General features: G+C 64.7%; 18 protein-coding genes. 15 read left to right on the top strand and 3 right to left on the bottom strand.

What is annotated here, in order from left to right:
- Window positions 1-5 precede the first annotated feature (5 nt).
- Genes ACIGFL_RS09285 through ACIGFL_RS09270 form a run of 4 tightly spaced genes read left to right on the top strand, consistent with a single transcriptional unit; the run spans window position 6 to window position 3,497 of the window.
- Window positions 6-611: a hypothetical protein gene (locus tag ACIGFL_RS09285; RefSeq protein WP_397496969.1), complete on the top strand. Its 606-nt coding sequence runs from the start codon at window positions 6-8 to the stop codon at window positions 609-611.
- The gene (locus ACIGFL_RS09280; RefSeq protein ID WP_397496968.1) at window positions 608-2,515 is read left to right on the top strand and encodes a hypothetical protein; all 1,908 of its coding nucleotides are present in this window, start codon (window positions 608-610) and stop codon (window positions 2,513-2,515) included. The genes ACIGFL_RS09285 and ACIGFL_RS09280 overlap by 4 nt, the downstream gene beginning before the upstream one ends.
- Complete coding sequence (locus ACIGFL_RS09275; protein ID WP_397496967.1) at window positions 2,509-3,048, top strand: hypothetical protein; 540 nt, start codon at window positions 2,509-2,511, stop codon at window positions 3,046-3,048. Before ACIGFL_RS09280 ends, ACIGFL_RS09275 begins: the two co-directional genes overlap by 7 nt.
- Window positions 3,045-3,497, top strand: a complete 453-nt coding sequence (locus ACIGFL_RS09270) for a hypothetical protein (protein ID WP_397496966.1) — start codon at window positions 3,045-3,047, stop codon at window positions 3,495-3,497. Before ACIGFL_RS09275 ends, ACIGFL_RS09270 begins: the two co-directional genes overlap by 4 nt.
- A 114-nt stretch (window positions 3,498-3,611) precedes the next feature.
- Here ACIGFL_RS09270 and ACIGFL_RS09265 read toward each other — a convergent pair whose 3' ends face one another.
- Window positions 3,612-4,040 carry a hypothetical protein gene (locus ACIGFL_RS09265; protein WP_397496965.1) on the bottom strand — a complete coding sequence of 143 codons (429 nt, stop codon included), beginning with the start codon at window positions 4,038-4,040 and terminating at the stop codon, window positions 3,612-3,614.
- 127 nt (window positions 4,041-4,167) lie between these two features.
- Between ACIGFL_RS09265 and ACIGFL_RS09260 the strand changes: the two genes are divergently transcribed.
- From ACIGFL_RS09260 to ACIGFL_RS09220, 9 genes are all read left to right on the top strand, one after another.
- Window positions 4,168-5,376, top strand: coding sequence for a hypothetical protein (locus ACIGFL_RS09260; protein WP_397496964.1), 1,209 nt, complete (start codon window positions 4,168-4,170; stop codon window positions 5,374-5,376).
- On the top strand, window positions 5,373-5,885 hold the full coding sequence (locus tag ACIGFL_RS09255; protein ID WP_397496963.1) for a hypothetical protein: 513 nt from the start codon (window positions 5,373-5,375) through the stop codon (window positions 5,883-5,885). Before ACIGFL_RS09260 ends, ACIGFL_RS09255 begins: the two co-directional genes overlap by 4 nt.
- 8 nt (window positions 5,886-5,893) lie before the next feature.
- On the top strand, window positions 5,894-6,283 hold the full coding sequence (locus tag ACIGFL_RS09250) for a hypothetical protein (RefSeq protein ID WP_397496962.1): 390 nt from the start codon (window positions 5,894-5,896) through the stop codon (window positions 6,281-6,283).
- Between the two features lie 3 nt (window positions 6,284-6,286).
- The gene (locus ACIGFL_RS09245; RefSeq protein WP_397496961.1) at window positions 6,287-6,718 is read left to right on the top strand and encodes a hypothetical protein; all 432 of its coding nucleotides are present in this window, start codon (window positions 6,287-6,289) and stop codon (window positions 6,716-6,718) included.
- 6 nt (window positions 6,719-6,724) lie between these two features.
- Window positions 6,725-8,662: a hypothetical protein gene (locus ACIGFL_RS09240; protein WP_397496960.1), complete on the top strand. Its 1,938-nt coding sequence runs from the start codon at window positions 6,725-6,727 to the stop codon at window positions 8,660-8,662.
- The gene (locus ACIGFL_RS09235) at window positions 8,659-9,660 is read left to right on the top strand and encodes a hypothetical protein (protein WP_397496959.1); all 1,002 of its coding nucleotides are present in this window, start codon (window positions 8,659-8,661) and stop codon (window positions 9,658-9,660) included. Before ACIGFL_RS09240 ends, ACIGFL_RS09235 begins: the two co-directional genes overlap by 4 nt.
- A complete protein-coding gene (locus tag ACIGFL_RS09230; RefSeq protein ID WP_397496958.1) occupies window positions 9,660-10,607 on the top strand; it encodes a hypothetical protein in 948 nt (315 codons plus the stop codon). Before ACIGFL_RS09235 ends, ACIGFL_RS09230 begins: the two co-directional genes overlap by 1 nt.
- Window positions 10,607-12,418, top strand: coding sequence for a hypothetical protein (locus ACIGFL_RS09225; RefSeq protein WP_397496957.1), 1,812 nt, complete (start codon window positions 10,607-10,609; stop codon window positions 12,416-12,418). Before ACIGFL_RS09230 ends, ACIGFL_RS09225 begins: the two co-directional genes overlap by 1 nt.
- Before the next feature lie 70 nt (window positions 12,419-12,488).
- Complete coding sequence (locus tag ACIGFL_RS09220; protein ID WP_397496956.1) at window positions 12,489-14,318, top strand: hypothetical protein; 1,830 nt, start codon at window positions 12,489-12,491, stop codon at window positions 14,316-14,318.
- Here ACIGFL_RS09220 and ACIGFL_RS09215 read toward each other — a convergent pair.
- Window positions 14,315-14,650 carry a hypothetical protein gene (locus tag ACIGFL_RS09215; protein ID WP_397496955.1) on the bottom strand — a complete coding sequence of 112 codons (336 nt, stop codon included), beginning with the start codon at window positions 14,648-14,650 and terminating at the stop codon, window positions 14,315-14,317. The genes ACIGFL_RS09220 and ACIGFL_RS09215 overlap by 4 nt on opposite strands.
- 267 nt (window positions 14,651-14,917) lie before the next feature.
- Here ACIGFL_RS09215 and ACIGFL_RS09210 point away from each other — a divergent pair, with 267 nt between their 5' ends.
- Window positions 14,918-15,643, top strand: coding sequence for a P63C domain-containing protein (locus ACIGFL_RS09210; RefSeq protein ID WP_397496954.1), 726 nt, complete (start codon window positions 14,918-14,920; stop codon window positions 15,641-15,643).
- 153 nt (window positions 15,644-15,796) lie between these two features.
- Window positions 15,797-24,718, top strand: coding sequence for an LPD38 domain-containing protein (locus ACIGFL_RS09205; RefSeq protein ID WP_397496953.1), 8,922 nt, complete (start codon window positions 15,797-15,799; stop codon window positions 24,716-24,718).
- Here the strand turns inward: ACIGFL_RS09205 and ACIGFL_RS09200 are convergent.
- Window positions 24,715-24,930 (bottom strand): hypothetical protein, encoded by a 216-nt coding sequence (locus ACIGFL_RS09200; RefSeq protein ID WP_397496952.1) that lies wholly within the window; start codon window positions 24,928-24,930, stop codon window positions 24,715-24,717. The genes ACIGFL_RS09205 and ACIGFL_RS09200 overlap by 4 nt on opposite strands.
- Window positions 24,931-24,987 lie beyond the last annotated feature (57 nt).

The following is a 24,987-nucleotide window of genomic DNA, read 5'->3' as shown; positions in this document are numbered from 1 at the left end:
ACGGCATGTCGGCGCCTGAAATCCCCATCACCATCACCCGCGGCAAGACCTTCGAGTTCGGCTTCCTATACGCCGAGGACGAGTTGCTGTACCTGCCGATCACCGGCATGCCGAGCAAGGCGCCGGTGCGCCTGACGGTGGTGGGGCACGGCGTGCCGGACGGCTGGCCGGTGCAGGTCACCTGTGTGAAGGCGCCGGCCGAGCTCAACACGCCAGACGATGAAAGCCAGGTCGCCAAGCTGGTGGACGTGGACACCGTCGAGCTGAACGCCCTGAACGCCCACTGCTGGAAGGCGTTCAGCGGCTCGGGCCTGCTGGTGCTGAACAAGCCCATGGATCTGACCGGCTGGCACTGCCGGGCCCAGGTGCGCGACCGGGTGGGCGGTACCGTGCTGTTCACCTGGCACAGCGACCCGGCCGAGAGCCCCGACGGTGAGATCGAGGTGGACCTGGCGCGCAGTACCTTCGTGCTCAAGATGGACGCAGCCACTGCAGCAGCCCTGCAGTGGAAGCGCGGCAAGTACGACGTGGAGGCGATCGCCCCGGGCGGCGAGGTCTACGCCCTGACCGCGATCAGCGATATCACCGTAGCGGACGAGGTGACGGCATGAGCAGGGTGATCGCGATTCGCCAGGGGCAGCCGCGTGCCGTGATCCTGGCTGGCCTGCGCGGCCAGGCCGGCGCACAGGGCGAGCCGGGTGAACAAGGAACTCCGTTTCAGGTGGACGCCACTGGCCTGCTGGCCAACCGTGGCGCCTTCGATGCCGAACCGGAAGGCTTCGCCTACCTGGCCACCGATACCGGCGATCTGTACTTTCGCCAGGGCGCGGCCGGCAACTGGTCTGATCCGGTGCCGTTCCAGGGGCCAGCTGGTGACAGCGCCTACCAAGTGGCTGTCGCCAATGGCTTCGTCGGCACTGAAGCGGAGTGGCTGGCGAGCCTGGATGGCGCCGACGGGCTGAGCATCACCGGCGCCGCCATTAATGGCAGCGGCCACCTGCTGCTGACCCTGAGCAACAGCACGGTGCTCGATGCCGGATATGTGGTGGGCCCGCCCGGCACCAACGGGACCAACGGTGCAGACGGCCGCGGCATCGCCAGCATGGCCATCAATGGCAGCAACCACCTGATCATCACCTACACCGACGCCACCACCGAGGATGCTGGTCTGATTCCTGGGGCTGGTGGTTCTGCGGTTTGGGGCGGGATCGGCGGAACCTTGGCGGACCAGACTGATCTGCAGGCGGCACTGAATGCCAAGGCCCAAGTAGGCAGCGCCGCGCCGCAGCCGTTGGGCACGGCTACGCCTGGCGTCAGCACCTCGGCCAGCCGGCAGGACCATGTGCACGCCATGCCAGCCGCCGCCGATGTAGGCGCGGACCCTGCAGGCGCCGCCGCCGCTGCCCAGGCCGCCGCGGTGCAGCGCAGCAACCACACCGGTACGCAGCTGGCGGCAACCATCAGCGATCTCGCCGCGGCTGTTCGGGACGTTGCCCTAACCGGCCTCAGCCTGGCCGACTCTGCCGTGGTCGCCGCAACCGACACCGTGCGGCAGGCTATCGGTAAGCTGGCTGCGCGCCTTGCGCTGGCGTTCGACCGGGCGAACCACACTGGTAGCCAGGCGATCAGCACCGTTACCGGGTTGCAGACGGCGCTGGACGGAAAAGAAGCTGTGTTGACCGCCGGCACGAACATCACGATCGATCGCACCAACCCGGCTGCGCCGGTGATCAGCGCGGCCGGCGGCGGCGGTGGTTCGGGCGATATCGTCTCGGCGCTGGTGAATTCGGAGGTATCTGTCACTGGCGCGGTAACTTTGGACGCCACAGCCTTCGGCAAGATGCACGCCTGCTCAGGTACCACTGTGAACTACACCGTCACACTGCCCGCAGCGAGTGGTAATGCGGGGAAGGTGATCGGCTTCCGCATGGCTTCAGGCCTCACCAAGCTGGTAACCCTGGACGGAAACGCCTCAGAGACCATTGACGGCGCTACCGTGCGGCAGATGTGGGCCAATGAGGTGGCCATCTTGCTCTGCAGCGGCACGAGTTGGACCAAGATCGCCGGTAAGACAATCCCAATGGCATGTGGCATGTATCCAACCGCCGCCGTCAACGTCGCGCTGTTCCCAACGTTCACTGCGGTGCCCATGGATGCGACGATATTCGACACCTCTGGGATGATGGCCGACGCCGTCAACGACAGAATCAACATACTCCGCCCAGCTGTCTACCGATTGTCTGCCAACTGCTACTACCAGGGCGCCAGCGGGCAGAGCGTAGAGCTTCAGTGCATCGTCAATAAGAACGGTGTCATCAGCGCCGTAGGCTCGTATACAGAGTGGCGAACGGTCGCCTCTGGCGAGCCTGTACGGGTCATCTTCTTCGACGACGCGAATTTGGTCGCCGGCGACTACGTGCATCTGTCGGCGCGCCTGAAGACAACCATCAGGGCGCTCTACACCAACGATGCGACCTTTACATTCCTGAAGATCAGCGAGGTTCCGTCATGGTAGGCGTTGTGTCGTTTCAGGCTGAATACGATATCGAAACTATCCTGAGCTTGGTCGGCGCACCAACAGACTGTGAGCCAGTCTTCGACGGAGCCAACCTGCGCATCGAGGAAGTGACCCAGGAAGCGCTCGACCAGGCTATGCTGGCCTACGACCACGCGAGCGTTTTGCTTGCTCGAGAGAAAATCAACGCGGCCAAAACCAATAACCTTGCCTATGAGGCTGCGATCTCCGCGCTGACAGCCGGCTATCCAGCGAGCGAGGTTGCCACGTTCGAGCGGCAGCGCGAAGAGGCACTTGGCTGGGACGCCGACGCTGCGTACCCAACCCCCTGGATTGACGTGGCAGCGACTGCCCGCGGCCTGGATCGTGTCGAATACCTAACCAGAACCCTGGCCAAGGCTCAGGTTTTTGCGTCTGCAAGCGCTTTCCTGACCGGTCGTCGCCAGGGTATAGATGACGCGATCAAGATGGCCGTAACGGTTGAGGCGGTTGCCGCAGTCGACATCGACTACACGTTTCCGGAGGCGCCATGACCGTACAGCTGGCCTTGTTTAAGGGGCGCGGCCAGATCGGCAACGCCGCTATCCGCTGGTGGACCGGGTCCATCTACAGTCACTGTGAACTGGTGGCTGATGGGTGGTGTTATTCCAGTTCGGTGATGGACGGTGGAGTTCGGCGAAAGCAGGTGGGACCGGGGTATCAGAAAATAAGCCTCGGCTCAAACTGGGACCTTGTCGATTTGCCATGGGCTAATGCGACGGACGTGGTTCGCTACTTTGAACAGACCGACCACCACCGATACGGATGGGGCTCGCTAGTCGCAAGCCAGTTCCTAAACCTGAACCGGGGCACTCCCAGGGCGCAGTTCTGCTCGGAGTGGTGCGCGGCCGCCGTGGGGCTACCCAGCCCTTCCAGCTACAGCCCTGCGACGCTCGATAGCATCTGCCGATTCGCTGGCGGCCTGTTAAACGAATCCGCCTAGACCATGCCCGCCGCGCGCGGGCATTCTCGTTTCTGGAGCCTCCATGACTCTCACGCTCTCCCAGATCAGGGCGGGTGCGATCGCGGGCTTTTTCATGTGGTTGTGCGCAGGTAGCTAGCTCTCGATGACCCGGAAGATTGCTTCGCAAACGATGCGGTATGAAGCCGTATCGTCATGTTGTCGGAAGAGGGGAGATCCATCGAGTGCCAAGAAGTTGTCGCGCCGGTCGACAATAAACTCGGTTGCTATGAACGGGTCGCCGACTAGCGGGGAGGTGATGACCACTGACACCTTGCCAAAGATCTTGTCGTTCAGAACGGTACTGCGCAGGCAGACTTTGTAGGGCTTTCCGTAGGCCACGCCGGTGCCGAATTTCTCCTGCTCTTCGACTATCGAGAATGATTTCAGACCAAGGTGCTTGGATACCTCTTCCCAGCGCTTCAGCAAGTTGCTGAAGCTCTCTTTGGTGAGATGCCATGCGTCGAGTTGCGAGGTGATTGCTGAGCTAGCGGCCGTGGCGTCAGGGAACTTGAGTTCGTTCATGGTTTGAGTCCTTTCGGCTAGGGATGGGGTGGAGGATTCACTATAGCCGGCATCCGACCCCCTGTAGGGTTCGCGCCTGCCGAATCCGGTATGGACACTCTCTGGCATATCAACGCCAGGGGGCGCTATGGAGTTCAACAGGCGAGAGGGCTGGCCGGCCGGGGCGAACAATATCGCACCGCGCGATCGCCTGCCCGAAGGCGCCGTGCGCGACTCGGTGAATCTCGACCCGAATGTTGGCGGCACCTTCACGCTGCGCGCCAGGGCGCGGCAGATCTATCAAGGTTTGGACGTGCGCGGCATGCTGGAACTGGGCGACCGGCTGCTGGTCGCCGACGGTACCAGCTTGGTGGAGATCGACACTCGCACCGATACCAGCAGAGTACTGCGCAGCATCGCCGGCGATGGTGCGTTTGCCGGCGACGAGCTGAATGGCGAACTGTTCTTCTGCACGGCCAATGAATGCCTGCGCTATGACGGCCAGGTGGTGCGGCGCTGGGGCGTGCTTGACCCTGGTGCTCAGCCGCCGGTAGCAGTGGTGGGTGGCGGCAGCCTGCGCGCTGGCGCCTACAAGTTCGCCATGACCTACATCGACGAGCGTGGTGTCGAGGGCGGTACCGGGGCGCCGGCGGTGATCACGGTGGTGGATGCCCAAGGCCTGGACTTCACGCTGCCCATTCCCCCAGCCGGGCATCAGGTGTGCCTGTACGTCGGTGCGGCCGAGAGCCAGAGCCTCTATCGCCAGCACCGCGGCGCGGGCGGTCCGCTGCTGCTGACCAGCTTGCGCGACGACACCGCCCTGCTGCAGACAGCGCACTACACCGCGCCACAGCCCGGCCAGTTGGTGTGCGCGCACAACAGTGTGCTTCTGATCGCCCGCGGTTCGGTGCTGGAAATGACCATGCCGATGCGCCCGCACCTGGCCAGCCGCATGCGCCACTTCTACCAGTTCCCCGCCACCATCGACGTGCTCGAAAGCAGCCCGGCCGGGATCTGCGTGTGTGCCGACAAGGCCTACCTGATCAGTGATCCGGAGACGAGTGAGCCGTTCCAGCGGGTGTTGCTGGATATGCCGGCCGTGCCCGGCAGCGGCTTCCGCCTGCCCGATTTGCGGGTGGGCTGGATGACGGCGCACGGCCAGGCCTTCGTCGGCCCCGATGGGGCGCTGAGCCTGCCGACGCGGCAGACCTTCGTACCAGAGCTGGCCAGCCAGGGCGCCAGCGGCGTGCTGGAGCACAACGGCAATCAACTGGTGGTGACCACCATGCGTGGCGTCCAGGCCGAGAACAGCCTGGCGTTCGACGACTTCTACGACATCGAGGTAGTGCAGCCATGAATAGCCTGCTGGGAAAAGGCTTTGCCTATGAGATCGAGGTGATCAAGCGCGGCATCGTGGTCGATCGCTTCGAGGTGTTAAACAAGCTGCCGACGGTGTCCATCGATCACATCGTCGGCATGATCCTCGGTAACGGCGCCATGCCGATCTCCGAGTGGTACATGGGGCTGTTCGAAGCCGACTACGTGCCGACGGACGCCACCACTGCGGCCGACCTGCCGCTGAACGCGCAGGAATGCACCGCCTACAGCCAGACCACCCGGCCGTTGTGGCAGGGCGAGTGGGACCCGGTCACCGGCTTTATCACCAACACCGACAACCGCGCCGAGTTCACCTTCACCCAGGACAAGACGGTGCGTGGTGGTTTCCTGATCTCCGACCCGACCAAGGGCGGCAACACCGGGCTGGTGCGCAGCATCACCCGGTTTTCCTCTCCGCAGAGCGTGGCCGCCGGGGTGACCTGGCGTGTGGGCTCGCGGATCCGGATTCTCGACGTGCCCATCATCTGAGGTGATCCATGGCCAGCAACCCGTTTTTCACTGAGGAAATCCTCAAGTACATGTTCACCGCCAGCGCCATGGCCACGCGCCCGAGCGCCTGGTATGTGGCACTGCACACGGGCGACCCGGGCACCGGCGCCGACAACGAGTTGGCCGATGCCAACTACGTGCGCCAGGTCGGTGCGTTCGAGGTGGTGCCAGACGGCAGCACGCATATCTCGCGCAATACCGCAGACCTCGTATTTCCAGCCCTGGCGGCTGGCGCAACCGTGGCATGGGTAACGGTGAAGACCGCCAGCACGGCCGGCACGCATATCAAGAGCGTGCAATTGCCCGTACCCAAGACCTACACCGCCGGCCAGGTGCCGCGGATTCCGGCGCAAGAACTGATCTTCGAGGGGGTATAAGCCATGGGCATGAAAATCAGCACTGGATTCCAGAACGGTGCGCTCGCGGTCGGCTCGGTAAAGAGTCTGCTGACCGGGCTGGTGATCAAGATCTACTCCGGTACCGAGCCCGCCACCGCGAATGACTCGCTGGGCGCCGCGGTGAAGTTGGTCGACTGTGTGCCGGCAGGCATCGCCTGGGAGGCGAACGCGGTGGGTGGTGTGCTGCAGAAGGATGCCAATCAGGTCTGGGATGGCACCGTTGCAGTGGCTGGCAACGCGACCTTCGTGCGCATCGAGACGGCGGCCGATACCGGCGGCTTCAGTACCACTGCCGTGCGCCTGCAGGGCGACGTGGGGATCATCGGCCGCTTCCTCAACCTGAGCAACACAGAACTGCTGGTTGGGGTGCCCGTGCGCATCGACTACGGCGCCCTCGCATTCCCGTCGGAGTAAGAGCCCATGGCCAACCGGCTGGTCAAGCTGGCTGATGCGAAGTACACGCCGGGTGTGCAATACCAGCCGGCTGTGCCGGCCTATTGCGTGCTGATTCCGGTCGTGACTCCAGGCTACTGGGGATATCCGGGCACTGCACAATGGGTGATCGACTCGCACACTGGGCAGGGGCAACTGATCTACAGCTACACGCCGAAGTGGATCCCGTCGCAGACCACGTATCAGAAGGTTTGCTACCCGGCCAGACAAGAGGTGCCGGGTGTGGCGCCGAGCACCACCTATACGCCGATCCATGGCTGGAATGGGGGCGCCAACAGCATCGCCCCTCTGGTGGGCAATGGGGTGTTCTCCTTTCAGGTGCGTGACGGCGCGATCGGCGTGGTGGCCGGCCTGAGCCGCAGCAATGACAGCAGCCTGCCCAGCGAGCAGGAACACGCCTGGTACATCCACGGCGAGCAGGCCGACGTGATGGAGAGCGGGGTGGTGGTTGCCAACTGTCCGCTGCCGCACGCCGGCAGCCGGCGCTACCAGATCGTGCGGATCGGCGGGACGGTGAACTACTCGGTGGACGGCTGGAGCTACACCAGCGCCAAGAAATCTACCGGAACCCGGGTGCTGGATGCGTCGCTGTACGCCAGCGGCGACTACGTCGAAAACCCCAAGCTGGGCACGGTGGAGAACATCGGCGCCCGAGGCCTGGCAGGTGCCCTGGGCGATACCGGCCGGAAGATCAGCGGGCGGGAGCTCTCGGGGGCGACCGGTCTGGTCTACATGAACGAGGACGGCGCCGAGATCGACTTGGTGCGCCTGCGTGCACCAGCCGGCGCGGTGGGGTCGGTACTGCTGGAGATCGAGGAAGTTATCGCCGGGCGAGCCCTGTCTGGCGCCGTCGGTCGGGTGCGCATGGCCTATGAGGGGGGCGACCCGGACGTAGAGGGGCGCGTGGTTGGATCGTTCCAGGGGGTGCTGCCGCCACTCGACGGGATTCTCTCCGAGCAGCCCTATGGGCAGTTGAGCGGCAGCTTGCCGATGATCACCGGCTACTTCGAGGGCGGCTTCCCGCAGGTGGAGCTGGCTTCGCTCTACGCCGTGCTGCCAGCCCTGAGCGGGGTGATGGTTGGCATGGTTGGCGTGATCGGCAGGATGGAGGGCACGCTGCCGCCGTTGGTGGGCAAGCTGGCCGACGCCCCCTATGCCGAGATGAGCGGCACGCTGCCGGCACTGACGGGCACGCTGCTGCCGGCCAGCCCGATACCCGACACCTACGACTGGGACGACGGGCTGATGATCCTTGAGGGGATGCTGCCGGAGGCGGTGGTGTTCGTCGTGCTCACCGACCAGTTGGGCCTGGGCGATGACTTCGACCTGATGATCGTCGCCGAGCAGGATCTGTTCGACTACCTGGGTATCGGTGACGACATCAGCCTCGAGCAGTTCGTCGAGCTGATGCTCTCTTCTGGCCTGGCATTGTCGGCCGATACGGCGATCGCTCGCCGGGAGGCACTGCAATACGTGACCAACGCCGTGACTGGCGCTCCAGGGCGATACAGCGGCTTCGACTTCCAGGGCTTTGCCAGGACCAGCCGGCATACCTACGGCTTCAAGGCGGACGGGGTGTACCGCATCGGTGACGGCGACGAGCCGCTGGATTGGTCGCTGGACTTCGGCCAGACCGACTTTGGCACCGCCCAGGCGAAGATCCTCTCGGCGCTGTACATCGGCCTGGCCAGCGATGGCGAGGTGTATGCGCGCCTGCAGGGCGACGATGGGTCGGACCAGCTGTACCGCCTGGTCGATCGCGGCGACGTGATGCACACCCTGACGGCAAGAGGCGTTTCGGCCAGGCGCTGGAACCTGCGCCTGGAAGCGACCGAGGCCACGGCTGCGGATCTGGATATGGTGGAGTTCGTAGTGTCGGCGGTGAGTCGGAGGTGGAGGCGATGAGTCAGTTGCCAGATGGGACGTTCGCCTATCGCTGGTTTAACAGCGGATTAGGACGAAACCAGATCACGCTGCGCTCAACGGGCGGTGATGTGGTCTATGACACCACTATGACCATCGTTGGCTTTACCCGCGACCACACGAAACTGATCGTATCTGGCGGTGCCAGCATGCGCATTTATGAGGTCGCTAGCGGGCTTTTTGATGAGGTGAGTTTTGGCGCAACAACAAGCGTGTATGCGATTCATCCATCCAGGCCAGAGGTACTGGTAGGCAGGGTTACCCAGGCATTTCTCGAGTGGTACGACTTCGAGGAGGACAGCTATACCGCAACTGGAATAACGGTATCGGGTACTGGCATCGCTGAGTTTAATCCAGCGGGTGACACCCTGTTCCTGACGAAAAACAGTTCGCCGTACCTGCTGCTGTTCGACGCCGATACCCTGGAGTCGCTGCCCAACCCCTACACCGATGTGACCAACTACATAAATGCGGAACCTAGGCTTTCAGTGGCGTTTAATCGCGTACTGCCGCAGGTTGCAATGTCCCTCACGGGTGATCGCTGGATGGGTGTTTTCAACACCAATGACGGGCAGTACATCTGGGACATCTATAACCCTGACTCAGCCTGGGCGTACTGGCTTTCGTTCAACCCGGCCGGTGATCTGCTGAGCGTTTCGTCTGACGCCTTCTCGCTGTCAACTCACACGCGAATATGCGACGCGTTCACTCCGGTCAATGGCCCAGCTGTGGTAGTGCGCAACATCGGTACGCCTTCAGCCGCTGGTTTTGTGCACGGTGTGTTCACTGGCGACGGCGACAGCATGGTGGTGTGTAACCACCCAACACTGGCGAGCAGCATCATCAACGCTCGCACTGGCGACGTGCTCGAAGCGCTAGACGGCAATGCCAATTCGATGGTGGGCCTCCCACCCTACAGTGCCCCAGTCATTGGGGATCTGTTCTGGACCCGCCGCACTCGCACTCAGGAGATAATCTGATGGCCAGCTACGAAAGCACAACCGCCTTCCTTCAGAGCCAGGCCACGACTGCACTGAATGAAGCGCGCAACAACGCGAGCCGCATCTACTCGTTGCCGCCGAACGTAAGCACGCGCAGTCCCCGTTTTGGGGTGACACTGACCAAGCCCAACATCGGTGCGCCGCCGGTGTTCAGCAACATGTTCCAGGGCCTGGACAATACCGACGGCGAAATGGCCAGGCTCAACAGGCAGATCGACGATCTGACCGCGAAGTACTTCCCGGCGATCAGTGGGTGCCTGCAAACCATCCCTGAAGACTGGTTGTGTGGCGTGATCAGCGGCGTGAAGCCGTTCGGCCTGGACAAGACCATCTTCGAACTGGTCTGGCACAACGCCCGCGACCGGGCCTATCGCACCCAGGCGAGCGAGTCGCGCACGCTGGAAGCCACGTTCTCCGCGCGTGGCTTCAGTCTGCCGCCTGGGCCCCTGGTCGACGCCCTGGCGCAGTCCAGCGAGCGGGCCGGTGATGCCATCCTGCAAGTGAACCGCGAGCAGGCGATCAAGGATGCCGAGATCAAGCTGGATCTGCTGAAGTTCGCCGAGGAGCAGTCGCTGGCCTACAAGACCGCAATCTATGCGCGCATCGCCCAGTTCTTCAGCGAGTACGCGAAGCTGCCGCAGCTGGTGGTGGAGCGCGAGAGCGCCAGGTCGCAGGCGATGGTGGGGCTGTACAACGCGCTATCGGCCTACTACGGCATCGAGATTGCCTTCGAGCAGCTGCAGTTGCGCGCGGCTGAGGCCAAGGCCGGCGTCGACGTGGATGTAGACCGCAATGCGATGGCGCGCCAGGGCAACTACTCCTCGACCGCCAGTGCGTTGGGTTCTGCTGTTAGCGGGCTGGCCAGCATTGCTGCCCAGGCGAACCTGGCCGGCGGTACTCTCTCGGCCGAGGTCGCGAACATCTGATGGGGCTGGTGTTCAAGCCACTGACAGCAGGCGGCGTTGCCATGCGTGGCCACGCTTCGCGCCTGGCCGCGCGCGTTGAATCGTCGAAACAGGGTGCTGCCAACCAGGTGGTCGAAGGGTATCTGCTGCGCGCGGTGAGGGCGCAGCATAACGTGATCGTCTACGTTATCGATCTGGAAGCGGTATGGGCGTTCCTGCACCATATGCCGCTCGCCGGATACGGCAGCCACCTCAAGCTCGCCTCACGGGCCTACACGCGCGACGTGCTGCGTGATGGTGCCCAACTGAGCGGTGTCATTGCAAAGAGCGTGACGACGACCTTGCTGCCTTACGCTCCGGGCCAGGGCTACTACCACTCAATCGACACGGGCGCGCTCTTCGTCCGATCCAACTTTCCCTCGGTGCCGTACAGCCATCCCGAGCGGGCAGGCGCCTGTGTGCTGGCCGCCACGACCGGCAACATCGAGGGGCGCTTTGCCACCGACCGCTACCAGCTATGGGGCGATGCGTTCTCAGGCCAGTACCAGCCCAAGTTCTACCCGCCAGGCGGTGACACAAGCGAGTTTGTCGCCACAAATCTGCGCATGCAGGCCTGGCTGCTACCCGAGGCAGGCCTGCAGTTCCTGATCGGCGATGGAAACGCCAGACTCTATACCCGGCAGATGTCTCGGTATCAGTACAGGATTCCGGTGTTCGGCGCCCAGTGCTCGAGGGATGGCTTCGGCTCCTGGGAGCAAGATCAGGCGCGCTGGGGTGAGGTGATCGTGGGCGGCGCCTATGTGTCGCAGCCGACAGGGCTTGATGGTGGCGGTATCGACCCAGCCACTGATCCTGCGCGACTTGGGGTGGCTGGCGTGTTTCTGGCGAAGCTCCTGCGCCCCGCGGTTCCCCCTGGTAACTCCTACCCGCTGACTGCCACCGCGGTGTTCGCCATGCAGATGGCGTCCAACCCAGAAACAGAGCTGCGACCGGTGGTGCAGGACTTCAGTGGCGTAACGCGCTATGAGAGCCACGGGGTCACTGGCGCCGCGCTGGCCTTTGTACTCGATCACGACGCCGGCGCGGAGCCAGATGGGCTTGGCAGTCGAGGGGCTGCGTATCTGTTTTTTACCTGCTATTGCAATAAGTCAGGGGTGATCTGGACGGGGGTGCAATTGCGCCGGATGTTGAGTTCCGGAACGCAAAGTTTGGTTACGCTGTACAAAGGTTCAGCCTCGCGCGGCCATACCCTTGGCCCTGATCTGGAAATGTTCGGCGTCCCCGGAGTGGTTGGCGCCACCTACGAGATTGCCGACGACGTACAGGCGCAGCTGACCACCGACCTAGTGCATTACGGTGTGGACGGCGTGCTGCGCACGACCGGGCTACGAGCTGCCGGCTGGCATCCATTTACCCAAGATACCTTGAACCCGACGGATAAGACGGCGGGCACGCTGTTAGGCCAGAGCAGCCACTACGCAGCGGTGATTGGTGAGGGTAAGGTCGCGGTGCTGGCGCGCGACTATGTGGTGCCATCCGGCGCCGAGCAGATCACCTGGAGCGTGGTGGTTATCGACCAACTCAGCGGCGAGTTCATCGAGGCGCGCGGAGTGATGGGTACCAGCTTCTCCACCGCATACACGGCTCATATCAGCGTGGTGCTCCCTGAAGCGGATAATCGACCGGCGGTGCTGCTTGGTGCGCTCGACACCAAGCACTACCTCAGCACCGACGGAGGCTTCACCTGGCAGCAGATGTTCGAGGGGTTCACCGGCAAGCCCCTGTATCTCGGCAATCAGCTGCATCCGGTCCGGTTTGGTGAGGAGCTGTAAGCCCCCTGTAGGGTTTGGCAGGCCAGGCCGTGGCGCAGAACAATCGGGCATCTGAAACGGGAGAGTGGCAATGTACGGCATCCCCAAGCGCAAGCACGCGGCCAATGGCGGCCTGATCATCGGCCCTGGTACCGGCACCTCTGATTCCATCGAGAAGGATGTGCCGGCGGGCACCTACATCCTGCCGGCCGACACCACCGAGCAGATGGGCTTCGGCCTGCCCGGTTACAACGGTAATCCGAAGATGCCGAAGAAGGAGCAGCCGAGACTGGGGGTGCCTGGCTACAACAAGCAGGTGCCCGTGGCGGTGAGCAATGGCGAAATGGAGCTGCCACCAGAGCAGGTGCACGCCGTCGGCGCCGCGGTGCTCGACCAAGTCAAGGACGCTACCCACAAGCCGGCGGGCTTCGGCCTCAGCAAGGCAGCCCTTGCGGTAGCAAAGGCTGGCGGTGATGCGGGGCCGCGCCAGTTCTTCGCGGACGGTGGCTTGGTGGACGATGAAAAGCGGCCGGGTGGCTTTGGCTTCCCGGGCCGCACGACCACTCTGGCCAAACCGGAAGCGCCGCGCCTGGGTGTGCCTGGGTATCGCGCACCGGAGGCGCAGAGCGGCGCAGGGCAGCAGGCTACCGGCTTCGGCGTGCCTCGCCCTGGCCAGCGGCCGGCAGCAGAACAGCCTGGGCTTGGCTGGAAGCGCGCCGCGGATGTTCCCGCCGGTATCGGCCAGGCCGCGCTCGGTGCGGCGCGCGTGCCGGTGGCGGCGGGGCAGGATGCGCTGCGTAATGTCGCTGCCTATGCGACTGGCGCCGATCCCGATCAACTGCCAGGCGGCGCCACCAGGTACCGCGACGAGGCGGTCGGCCAGTTCCAGTCCGGGCTGGAGCGGGTCGGTCAGGGCATTTCCGGGCTGCAGCAGGCCGGCCAGCGCGCTCTGGGCATCCAGCCGCAGCAGGAAGCCGAGGCGCCCGCTGCCGAGGCGCCGAGGCTCGGCGTTCCGCGTCCAGGCGCCGCCCAGCCAGAACAGCCGCGCCTCGGTCTGCCAGGACCGGCGCGCGAGGCCTGGGTCAGGGCGAATGGCGGTATCGCCGCTCGCGTAGGCGCTGATGGCGTGCCAGAGTTCAGCAACGACCCCGTTGCAGTTGCCAGTGCAGGCGATATGCCCGCCGGTGGCGTTGCTGGTGTGGGCGATGGCCGCGGCGGCACCTTCTCTGTCGGCCAGGCCGGCGACTCGCAAATGGCGCTGGAACGATTCGAGCGCGCCAACCAGGAACGCGAGCGCATGGCCGAGATCAGCCAGCGCGGCGAGCTGGGCAACAACGGCGGCAGGCTGACCATCGTGCAGGACAGTTCGCGCACTCCGACCCTGCAGGAGCGCCAACTCGCTCGACTCGACAGCCGCCTGGCTGAAACCGAAACGCTGCGGCAGCAAACCCAGCAGGGCGCCGAAGACTCGGCCGTGCGCCGCGCCGCCGATACCCAGCGCATGGGCACCGAACAGCTCAACCAGCAACGCCTGCAGCAGCAGATCGCCGAGGGCGACCTGGGCATGCAGGACCGCCAGCGCCTGGAGCAACTGCGTTCGCAGATCGCCGACCCGAACCTCAGCGAGGAAGAGCGCAACGTCGCGCGGCAGGCCTACAACGTCCTGGCCACCCAGGCGAAGGATCGCTATATCACGCAGGATGTGATCTTGGATCGAGACGAAACGGGCAGGCCTATCGTCGGCAAGCAGGTGCTGGACGTTACTACTGGCCAGCCGGTTTCATCCGGCACTGGTGGTGCGGCCTTACCACCGGCCGGAGCAGTTCAGGCGCTTCGCAGTAACCCGGAGCGAGCAGCAGAGTTTGACCGGAAATATGGTCCAGGCAGCGCGGCGAGGATACTGGCGGGTCAGGCCGGCTAGCTGTCGTCGAACTGGTCGAAGAAATTCGGCTCGTCGAAAAGCCTGTTGCAGGAGGCCCTGATCATATAAGCGGCATCGCGGCTACGGGTGTCGCCTGACTTGCTCAAGGCGCAATCTGCGCCCGAATCGAAGGAGAACACGCCGCGTCCAGAGCCTTTCTGGACTGACTCAAGGCCGCCAGGATACTTTGCACGGCAGACCTGCACGGCAGCGGATGCTGCGTGATCATTCTCCAGGCCAGGCAGCTTATCCAGCAGGCACGTCGCATAGTTCCCGGCCTGGGCCAGGCCGGAAGCGGCGAGCAGCGCGGCGGTGATGATCAGCTTCTTCATGCTGGCGTTATAGCCCTATGCCTGCCGGCGCGCAATTGGCTCGACCCCCTGTAGGGTTCGTCTCCCGAAAAATCCTTTTCGACACTGGCGCTGCCAGGTGCTTGCCGTGGCCTTCCAGTGACATAGCGTCGGGAAGGCCTCGGGAAACCGGGCCGGCCTCCCTTGGGTGCGCCGAAGCAGGCTAGGCCCGATCAGCTGAAAAGGGGATGGTTCGCACCGCCCACGCCCTCTGCCTGCTTTCCCTTCTCGGGCGGGAAGGTGTGCGTCATGAGCGATTCCAGTATTCAGCTTGTCCATTCTGCCGGTGAGGCCCGTGTTGACAGCAGGCTGCTCGCTGACCAGTTAAAAACGGATCACGCCAGCACGATAAAGTTGATCCGCAAGTATCTGCCTGACTTTCATGAGCTTGGCCCTATTGGATTTGAAATCCAGAAGGGTAAGCCATTGCCACAGGGTGGATTTGCCAAGGCAACCGAGTTTGCATTGCTCAACGAGGATCAATCCTACTTGCTGCTGGCATACAGCCGGAACACAAAAAAGGTAAGAGCGCTGAAGGTCAACTTGGTGAAGGCGTTCCGCGACGCCAGGCACAGGGCCGGCCTCGACTCCATGATGAATCTGGTGCTTCTGCCTGCGCCGGCGCCTTGGGAGAAGCGCTTCAGTGATGCCTACTACCAGGCGCTGGCGCACATCACTGGGACGGTGTTCGCCGGCCATTCCTGCGGGACGCCGGCAATCTTCGGACAGATCACCGATCGCTGGGTGTATGCAGCCATCCTGCCGAAGGAAGTGCACCGCGAACTGAAGGCGCGCCGTGGCGATAGCGAGAAGATGCACCAGTGGCTGACTGATGGCGGGCGAGAGCGCCTGGATCAGCAAATCGCCATGGTAACGGTGATCGCCAAGTCGTCATCGGATCGAAAGGACTTCGAGGCCAGGTGCATGCAGACCTTTGGGATGCCTGGCCAACTGAGGATCATCTATCCAGTGTGATCGTTAAATACCCAGAATTCGGGGTGTTTGGCTTGTCAGAGCTTTGTCAGTGACATAGCGCGTCCCCTGGCCCTAACCCCCTGTAGGGTTAGGCCACAGCCGCGCCACCTCTGAAACTCCCGCTACGGCGGGATTTTCTTTTTGGAGGGTGGGATGGCCAACTTTTTCGACCAGTTCGACGCTGCTGGTGATGGTGGCGAGGCTGGCAATTTCTTCGACAGGTTCGACGAGTCCCCGCCTTCCAAGCAGCCAGCCAAACAGAACACCTCCCTCCTCGGCGACTTGGGCACCGACCTCAAGCGCGGCGTGCAGCAACTGCCCGGCGTGGTGACTGGCCTGGCCGATGTGGGTGTGGCTGGCCTGACCGGCCGCCGTTTCGTCGATGAAGCCGCGGACAAGGTGGGCGAAGCGACTGGCTTCCAGCCCAGTCAGTGGCAGGAAGAAGCGCGCGAGGAGTACAGCCCGGCGCGCCAGGCCGGTACCGCCGAGATTGACCAGGCCTGGGAAGAGGGCGATGCCCTGGATGTTGCCGGCGCGTATGCGCGCAACCCGGGGAACGTAGCCGGCCTGGTGGCCGAGTCAATTCCACAGATGCTGGCTGGCGGCGCCATCGGCCGTGGCGCCCTGGTTGGCGGGCGTGCCGCTGGGCTGATCGCCGCGCCGGCCACAGCTGGTCAGGCGGCGCGCCAGGCTATTGCCGCGGGCGCAGGCGGCGAGGGGGCGGTGATCGCCGGCGGAACCATGGACCAGATCGATCGCGAGGTTGACCCGCAGCGAGCGGCTGCCGCTGCAGCAGGCGCTGGCGTTATCGGGGCCGCGCTGAGTGGCTTCGGCGCCAGGCTGGCGCAGCGTGCCGGCCTGATCGATGTGGATAGCGTGCTCGCTGGCGGCGTTGGCCAGGCTGCCGGGCAGGCGCCGGGGCTGGCGCGCCGGGTGGCTGGCGGCGCCTTCACCGAAGGCGTGCTCGAGGAACTGCCGCAGTCGATCCAAGAGCAGATGCTGCAGAACTGGGCCGAGCGCAAGCCGCTGATGGAAGGCGTGCCGCGCGCGGCCGTGGAAGGCACGCTGGCTGGCTCCGCTATCGGCGGTGCGGTGAACGTGGCGCGGCGCCCATCCGAGCAGATGGGGATTGACCCTGCTGCCGGCCCGCTGTCTTCCGCAGCGGCTACCGCAGTGGACGGCGCAGCAACTCCCGTGCGTGACGCCACCCGCGCCGGCCTGCTGAGTGGAGCGCCGGAGCCCCAACCGGGCGGCGGTTACCAGCCCATCGACCAGCAACTGGCGATCGCGCAGGAGCTCTTTCCGACCGACCTCGACGCCGAAGGCAATCTGCACTTCTACCGCTACGACCGCGACCTGCAGGTGATGGTCGAGGTGCCGGAGGCTGAGGCGCTGGCGGCCGCGAGGGCGCAGCTTGCCCAGGCCGAGCAGGAGGGTTTCGACCCGCAGGACACGCGCGGATTGGATGAACTGGTTCCGCAGGTCGAGGAGCTGCCGGAGCAGCCGCCACTGCCGACAGTGGAGGTGGACTCTGGCCCGCAGGCTGTTGAGCGGGTCGAGCAGCCGCTGCCGCTGGCCACGGTCGATTCCGACACCGGGCCGATGGTGGTCGAGGAAGTGCAGGCCACGCCCGTCGCCGGTGATCCCAACTTCGAGATCCGCGTGCAGAAGAACGGTCGCCCCTTCCGCGGCGAGCGTGACGTGCGCCTGCTCAAGCTGTTCAACGACCTGCAGCAGGCCGGCGAGCGGCCGGTGGTCGTGCCGCATGAGGGCGGCTGGGCTGTGGCCGTGCCGCGCGAACCGGTAGCGCCGCCGGCGCCGCTCGGGTTGCCGGCGCCGAGCACCATGGTGGTGGACAGCCAGGGCAACGCCGAGCGCGGCGCGACCGCGCCATTCGTCGAGCCGCGCGCCCAGGTTCGCCCCATCGGCGGGCCCGGTATGGAGCGGCAGGCGCCGGCGAGCCGGGTCGATCAGCAGGCTCAGGAGGCGGCCACCTCGCTGAGCAACGACCTGCCGGAGCCCAGCCAGGCGCAGATCGAGGCAGGCAACTACCGCAAGGGCCATGTGCGTGTGGCGGGGCTCGATATCTCGATCGAGAACCCGCGCGGCTCCGTGCGGCGCGGCCGGCGGCCAGATGGCAGCGAGTGGTCGCACGAAATGAGCGACCACTACGGCTATATCCGCCGCACCGAGGGCGCCGACGGCGAGCAGGTCGATGTGTATGTCGGCCCACAAGAAGATAGCCAGCGGGTGTTCATCGTCGACCAGGTGAACCAGCAGGACGGCAATTTCGACGAGCACAAAGTAATGCTCGGCTATCCGGACATGGAGGCCGCGATCGCTGCGTACCGCTCCAACTTCGACGCCGGCTGGAAAGTGGGCCCGGTCACTGAGCTGTCACGTGACAGGTTCCGTGACTGGTTGCGTGACGGCGACCTGACCAGTCCGCTGCAGGAGGTGCAAGATGCTGATAGTCGGGCAGGGTCTGCTGATGACGGAGCCGCAGGCAATCCGCCTGCTGCAGCAGATGCGGCTGATAACGTGGCGCGAGAGCCAGTTGTGGCTGAACGGCCTGCCGCTGCCCGGGGAACGGCAAAGCCTGGCCGACCTAGTGTTCCTGCTGCAACTCAAGGGGCCGACGGACAGCGTGCACTGAGCGAGCCGCCGGCGGATCAGGAGCAGGATCAAGCCGCACTGCCAGAGATCCTGGCGATGCCGCGCAAGCGCTACATCGACCGCCAGGCCAAGGCCGCCGGCATCAAGAAGGGGTCGCCGGGCTATGACCAGGCCATCCAGCGCCTGCAGGATCAGTACGAGGCGGATGTCGATCGCGCCTCGGCCGGGATCACCTTCGAGCAGTACAACGAGCTGAACAGCGACAGCCCGGAGGGCGTGAACCGCCAGGCCTGGCAAGCGCTGCGGCAGGAGTACGGGGTCGATCAGAGCGATGCTACGCAGCCGGCCGCCGAGCAGGCCACCCAGGAGGGTGAGCGGTCCAAGGAGAAGATCGACGACTTCGGCGAACGCCTTGAGGGCGCCCGCAAGTTCATGAGCTATACCCAGCGCCTGGAGGAGGCCAGCCAACTGGATGTGGCGGCTGTGCCGCTGTCCAAGTCGTGGCCTGAGCCGGATTATCAGGCAATGCTGGACGAAGGCGCGGATCCATGGGGCGTTGCCTTCATGCGTGCCGCCCGCGAAGAGATCCTGACCAAGCCCAGCAAGAGCTACAAGCTGTCGCGCTGGAGCGAACAGGTGAAGGCCTTGCGCGATATGGCGCAACAGGTCGCCGGCGATCCTGACTATGCCAAGCGGGTGAAAGCCAGGGCAGGAGAGTTTAGTACCCTGGATCGCGGGTTCTTGGGGCGCGTCGAGCTCTACGAGCGCTTCGGTCACGCGGTGCCGTTGAAGGGGATCACGTTCCGCTCGAACTGGTACAGCCTCTACCACGGCGAGAAGAACGTCGAGAAGTGGGTGGTGGCAGGGAAGCCGGCCAAGTCGATGCTCAGCAACTGGCCGCGGGAGATTGCCGTGGGCAACACCCGGGACGAAGCGCTCGCCGGATTTTCGCGCTGGCACGCTGCTCAGGCCGCCAAGCCGGAGGCTGATTCGGCAGGGCCTGCCGTGCGCTTCGACCTGTTCACGGATCGATACACCCGCGAAGTCTTCATCGGCAAGAAGAACGGCAAGCGTGTGGTGAAGATGAAGACCTTCCCCAGCCTGCGCGAGGCGTCCGACTACCGGCGTGATCACCAGGCTGATCTCGAAGCGCAGTACCAGCGCATGAAAGAGGCGCCGCCGACCAGGGCAGAAGACAACGCGCCCCGCCTGGGCGTCGACCACCGCAACGGCCAGGATGTGACGCCTGAACTGTTTGCCGAGACGTTCGGTTTCCGTGGCGTGCAGTTCGGCAACTGGGTCGAGGACAAGCGCCGGCAGCAAGACCTCAACGATGCGTTCGATGGGCTGATGGATCTGGCGGGCATCCTGAACATCCCGGCGCGATCGCTCTCCCTCAATGGTGAGCTTGGCCTGGCGTTTGGGGCGCGCGGCCGGGGCGGCATCGACGCTGGCGCTGCGCACTACGAGCCCGACACCGTGGTGATCAACCTGACCAAGGCGCGGGGTGCTGGCTCCCTGGCGCATGAGTGGTGGCATTCGCTGGACAACTACCTGAGCCGCGCCAGGAATCAGGATGGATACCTGACCGAGACCCCATACGAGCGCGGCCCAGGCGTGCGTGCCGAACTGGTGGCGGCGTTTAAGGAACTGATGCGCGCCATCGGCACCACCGGCATCAAGGCCCGCTCCGAAGAGCGCGACAAGATGCGCACGTCCGACTACTGGTCCACCGGCCGCGAAATGACGGCGCGGGCATTCGAGAGCTACGTGATCGCCAAGCTGGATGATCACGGCCTGCGCAATGACTACCTGGCCAACGTGATCAGCGGCGAGGCGGTGGAGCGAGAGGCCAGCTATCCATACCCGACGGCAGCAGAGATCCCGGCGGTGCGTGCGGCCTACGATGGCATCTTCAGCGTCATCGAGTCGCGCGAGGACAGCGACGGGAATGTTGCACTGTACTCCAGGCAGAGCTATCGCATCGGCCAGCCTGGTGGTGGTAGCCGGGCGGCGCAGATCCGGTTGCAGCTCGCGCGCCTGACCGGCGGCTGGCAGAACGCCCCCGAGGTCAAAGTGGTGCAGTCGGTGAAGGACTTGCCGGACCGCCAGCGCCGCACCGTGGAGCGCGATGGGGCCTTCGATATCGAGGGCATCCTGAGCGACGGCACGGTGTACCTGGTGGCCGACAACCTGCGCGATGTGAAGCATGCGGCATTCGTGCTCCAGCACGAAGTACTCGGCCATGCCGGCCTGCAGGGCGCCTACGGCGCGCGCCTCAAGCCGCTGCTGATGAGCATCTACAACGGCAATCCCGACCTGAAAGCCCAGGCCGATCAGCTTGTGCGGCGGCATGGCTACGAGCCGGCCGTGGCCATGGAGGAAGTGCTGGCCGATATGGCGGCCGATGGCTCGATCCAGCAGCAGGGGTTCTGGTCCCGCTTGGTAGCGGCCATGCGCGCCGCCTTGCGCTCGATCGGCATGAATCTGCAGTGGAGCGAGGGCGATATCCAACTGCTGCTGGGCAACGCGCGGCGCTATATCCAGTCTGGCCGCCGGTCTGGCAGCGGGCGCACGGTCTATTCGCGCAACGGCGACAGCGGCCGCCTGGTGGAATTGCTCGATGACAAGGGCCGGCTGTTGGCGCCGAACGGCAAACCGTCGAACCTCAACCAGAAACAGTGGCACCAGGTGCGAAGTGACAACTTCAAGCGCTGGTTCGGCGACTGGCAGGCGGTGGACGCCCAGAAGCGCCTGGACGCCAAGGCGCCGCTGAAACTGCGGATGCTTGCGTCGTGGAAGGAACTCAGCGAGCGCGAGCGCCTGGCCAAGGTGGAGGAGTCGTTGAAGGGCATGGCCAGGCTCAGCGAGGCGCTACCGCACGATGAGCTGGGCGACGTGACCATGGCCATGTCTGGCGCGAAGAAGGCGGCCTCGACTGCTGCCGACCCGGCCAAGCAGGCGGTGCTGAGCAAGTTGCAGCAGTCGTTTGAGAACTCGATCTACGCGAGCAGCACGCTGTCGACCCAGAGCGGCCAGACCGCCGCGTATCACAAGCTGCTGGCGCCGATCGATATCGATGGGGTTCCGCTGGTGGCGGTGTTCACCGTAAGGGAGGACGTTAACGGTCGGATGTTCTACAACACGGTGACCGTCAACAGAAAAGAAGACGCCTTGGCAGTTTCTCCGGGCGATGTGAGCAAAGCTCAGGGGTCGCTCCCGGCCAATACCAAGGCGTTGGACACCTTTGTACGTCGACCGCTCGACCGCGTCAATCCCGAGGACGTATCCGCGGTGACGGACGGCAATGGCGAGCCGATGGTGCTGCACCATGGCACCGCCGAGCAGTTCAACGTGTTCGACCAGGGGCGCGCGGGCGTGAGCACCGGGCACACCACGGCGCCGCTGGGTATCTTCCTGACCAGTGATCCCGAGCTGGCCCAGGCCTACGCCGAGAAAGCGACCGACGGCATGCCTGGTCTGGCCAACGTGATGCCGCTGTTTGCCTCGATCAAGAACCCCTACCGCATGAGCATCGCCGAGTCGCAGGCGCTGGATACCACGGACAAGGCGATCGCTTTCCGCCAGAAGCTGGAGCGCGAGGGCTATGACGGCATCCAGCTGCAGGGCTCGCCGACCTGGGTGGCCTTCTACAACAGCCAGGTGAAGTCGGCGACCAACAACACCGGGGCATTCGACGATATCGACCCGGATATCCGCTACTCCCGTGCCAGCCAGCGCGAAATCGAGGCCATGCGCAAGCTGGGCTTGGCCGGCAGCGAGGCGCAGAACCTGCTGGATCAGGTGCGTAATCTGACCCTGGGCGGCCTGCAGGCGAAGCTCAAGGAATGGTCCGTGCGCTCGGAAGAAGGCATCTTCGACGGCCTGGCCGGCATTCGCCGCGCCGAGGAAGCCGTCGGCGTCACGGACGTGAACCAGCAGGGCTATGTCTCTGCGCGGATGGCCAGCGGCATCGCCGACGTGATGCACGGCGTGCTGCACTACGCGGCACCCGAGTGGCGCGATGGCGTGGTGTCCGGCAAGGCCGGTACCCGCGGCGTGCTGGAGATCCTGGGCGACCTCGGCCAGGACAACCTGACGCCCTGGCTCGCCTGGCTGGGCGGCAAGCGCGGGCAGTTGCTCAAGGCGCAGGGCCGCGAGAACAACCTGAGTGACACCGATATCGCCGAGCTGCTGGCCATGGGCAACGGCAAGGAAGACCTGTTCGAGCGGGTATACCGCGAGTACGCGCAGACCAACGAGGCGGTGCTGGACCTGGCGCAAGAGGCGGGGCTGATCGATCAGGATGCCCGGGCCAAGTGGCTGACTGACTACTACGTGCCGTTCTACCGCCAGGACGAGGCCGAAGGCATCTTCACCGCGCCGCGGTCGAAGCGCGGCCTGTCGCACCAGACTGCTGCGATCAAGGCGCTCAAGGGCGGCGGGGTGCCGACCAACGACCTGCTGGCCAACATGCTGGCCGGCTGGACCAAGCGCATCGACGCAGCGATGAAGAACAAGGCCTTGCTCGAGGTGGTGGACAACCTGCAGGGCAGCGACTTCCTCACCGACGAGAGCCCGCGCTGGCAGCAGGTGCTGATCTCGCGCGACCAGATCGCCCAGCAGATCCGCAAGGATCGTAAGGCCCTGGTGCTGGCCGCCGACTTGCTCGACTTGCCGGCCGGCTCCAACGCCATCAAGGTGGTCAACCAGCTGATGAAGCCGGAAAACGAGGGCTTCGAGAAGCTCTGGACCCGCGTCGCGCCGACCGACCCCGATATCATCCGGGTGCAGCGCGGCGGCAAGAGCGAGTACTACCGGGTCAACGACGAGAGCCTGCTGCGCGGCCTGAAGTTCATCGAAGGCAGCGTGTTCAATGACCCGATCACCAAGATCGGCCGGGCCTTCAAGCGCCTGCTCACCACCGGCGTGACAGCCTCGCCGGACTTCATCCTGCGCAACTTCATCCGCGACGCCGCGCATGCGTGGTTGATCAACAAGGACGGCTTCACCCTCGGCAAGGACTCGATCAAGGGCATGCGCGACGCGCTGCGCGAGGATCAGGACTACCGCGACCTGATGTTCGCCGGCGGCAGCTTCCAGGGCGGCTACGTGCACGGCACCGACCCTGAAGCCTCGGCGCAAATCATCCGCCGCGCGCTGGAGAAGAAGGGCTTCACCCGCACCCAGCAGGACGCCTACCTTGGCAGCCTGGTGAACACCCCGGCCAAGGCCGCGGCGATGCTCGGCATGGGCTGGCAGAAGTACCGGGCCCTGGGCGACAAGGTGGAGAACGCCAACCGCCTGAGCACCTACAAAGCAGCGCTGGAGGCTGGCAAGGGCCGGCGCCAGGCCGCCTACGAGGCCAAGGACCTGATGGACTACAGCCTGCGCGGCAACTTCGCCGCGGCGCAGTGGTTCACCGACGTGGTGCCGTTCCTCAATGCCCGCCTGCAGGGCCTGTACAAGCTCGGCCGGGCGGCCAAGGGCGACAAGACCCTGCTCGCCAAGGAAGTGGCCATGAAGGGCGGCTACATCGCGCTGTTCTCCCTGCTGCTGGCCGGGCTGAACGATGACGACGAGCGCTACCAGGCCCTGATGGACTGGGACAAGGACATGCACTGGCACATCTTCCTGGGCGACCAGCATTTCCGCATTCCCAAGCCGTTCGAGCTGGGGCTGATCTTCGGAACCGTGCCCGAGCGCATTCTGCACGCCATGACCGGCAGCCAGGACGGCGGCGACCTCGCCAGCGCGGTGAGCCGCGGGGTGTTCCAGACCCTGGCGTTCAACCCGGTACCGCAGTTCTACCAGCCTATCCGCGAGCTGCAGGCCAACCGCAACTTCTTCCGCGACGCGCCGATCGAGGACATGAGCGACGAGGGGAAACTGCCAGAGGCACGGTACGACGAGCGCACCAGCGGCATCGGGCGCCTGCTCGGCCAGGTCACCGGGCCAATCGCCGGGCTTTCGCCGAAGCAGATTGACCACCTGGTGGCCGGCTACACCGGCACCATCGGCCAGTACGTGCTGGATATGTCCAGCCTGCTGGTCAGCGCCTTCGATGATGCCGACCGGCCGGCTAGCCGCGCCGGCGACGTGCCGATCCTGAAAGTGCTGTACCAGGGCGATGCGCCGCGCTCCACCAAGTACCAGAGCGAGTTCTACGACATGATGCGCGAGGCCGACCAGCTGAACCGCACCATCAAGGCCTACCGGGAGGAGGGGCGCGTCGAGGCGGCCGACCAGCTGCTGGCGAAGAACCGCGAGAAGCTGCGCCATCGTCCGGCGCTGGGCCTAGCCCGCAAGCAGCTGGGGAACATCCGCAACCAGATGGATGCGGTGTATCGCGACACCCGGATGACGCCAGAGGCGAAGCGGCAGCGCCTGGACGCGCTGCAGCTGCAGGCGAATCAGGTCGCCCAGCGGATCGTGAATCTGGCGGAAGGGGACTTCTAGGCCAGGCCGAGGAGGGCCACGACACCAACCACGGCGCCGCAGAGCAGGGCGAACCCCCAGAAGGTGGACTCAGCCGCGGCGCGCGTGGCCTTGCTGGTGTTGGCGTAGAGGGCGTAGCCGATGGCGATGATGATGCCGCCGACTACCGGGTTGGCCAGCAGCATGAACATGCCGAGGACGAGAAGGATGCCGCCGATCCAGACTTGAAGCATGGGCTGTCTCCCAGAAATTCAAGTCCAGTTTCGGCGCGCTGGCGGGGTAGGGCAAGG

It is taken from the genome of Pseudomonas sp. NPDC077649, assembly GCF_044542855.1.
Classification (GTDB): Bacteria; Pseudomonadota; Gammaproteobacteria; order Pseudomonadales; family Pseudomonadaceae; genus Aquipseudomonas.
This window is presented reverse-complemented; position numbering and strand designations above follow the sequence as displayed.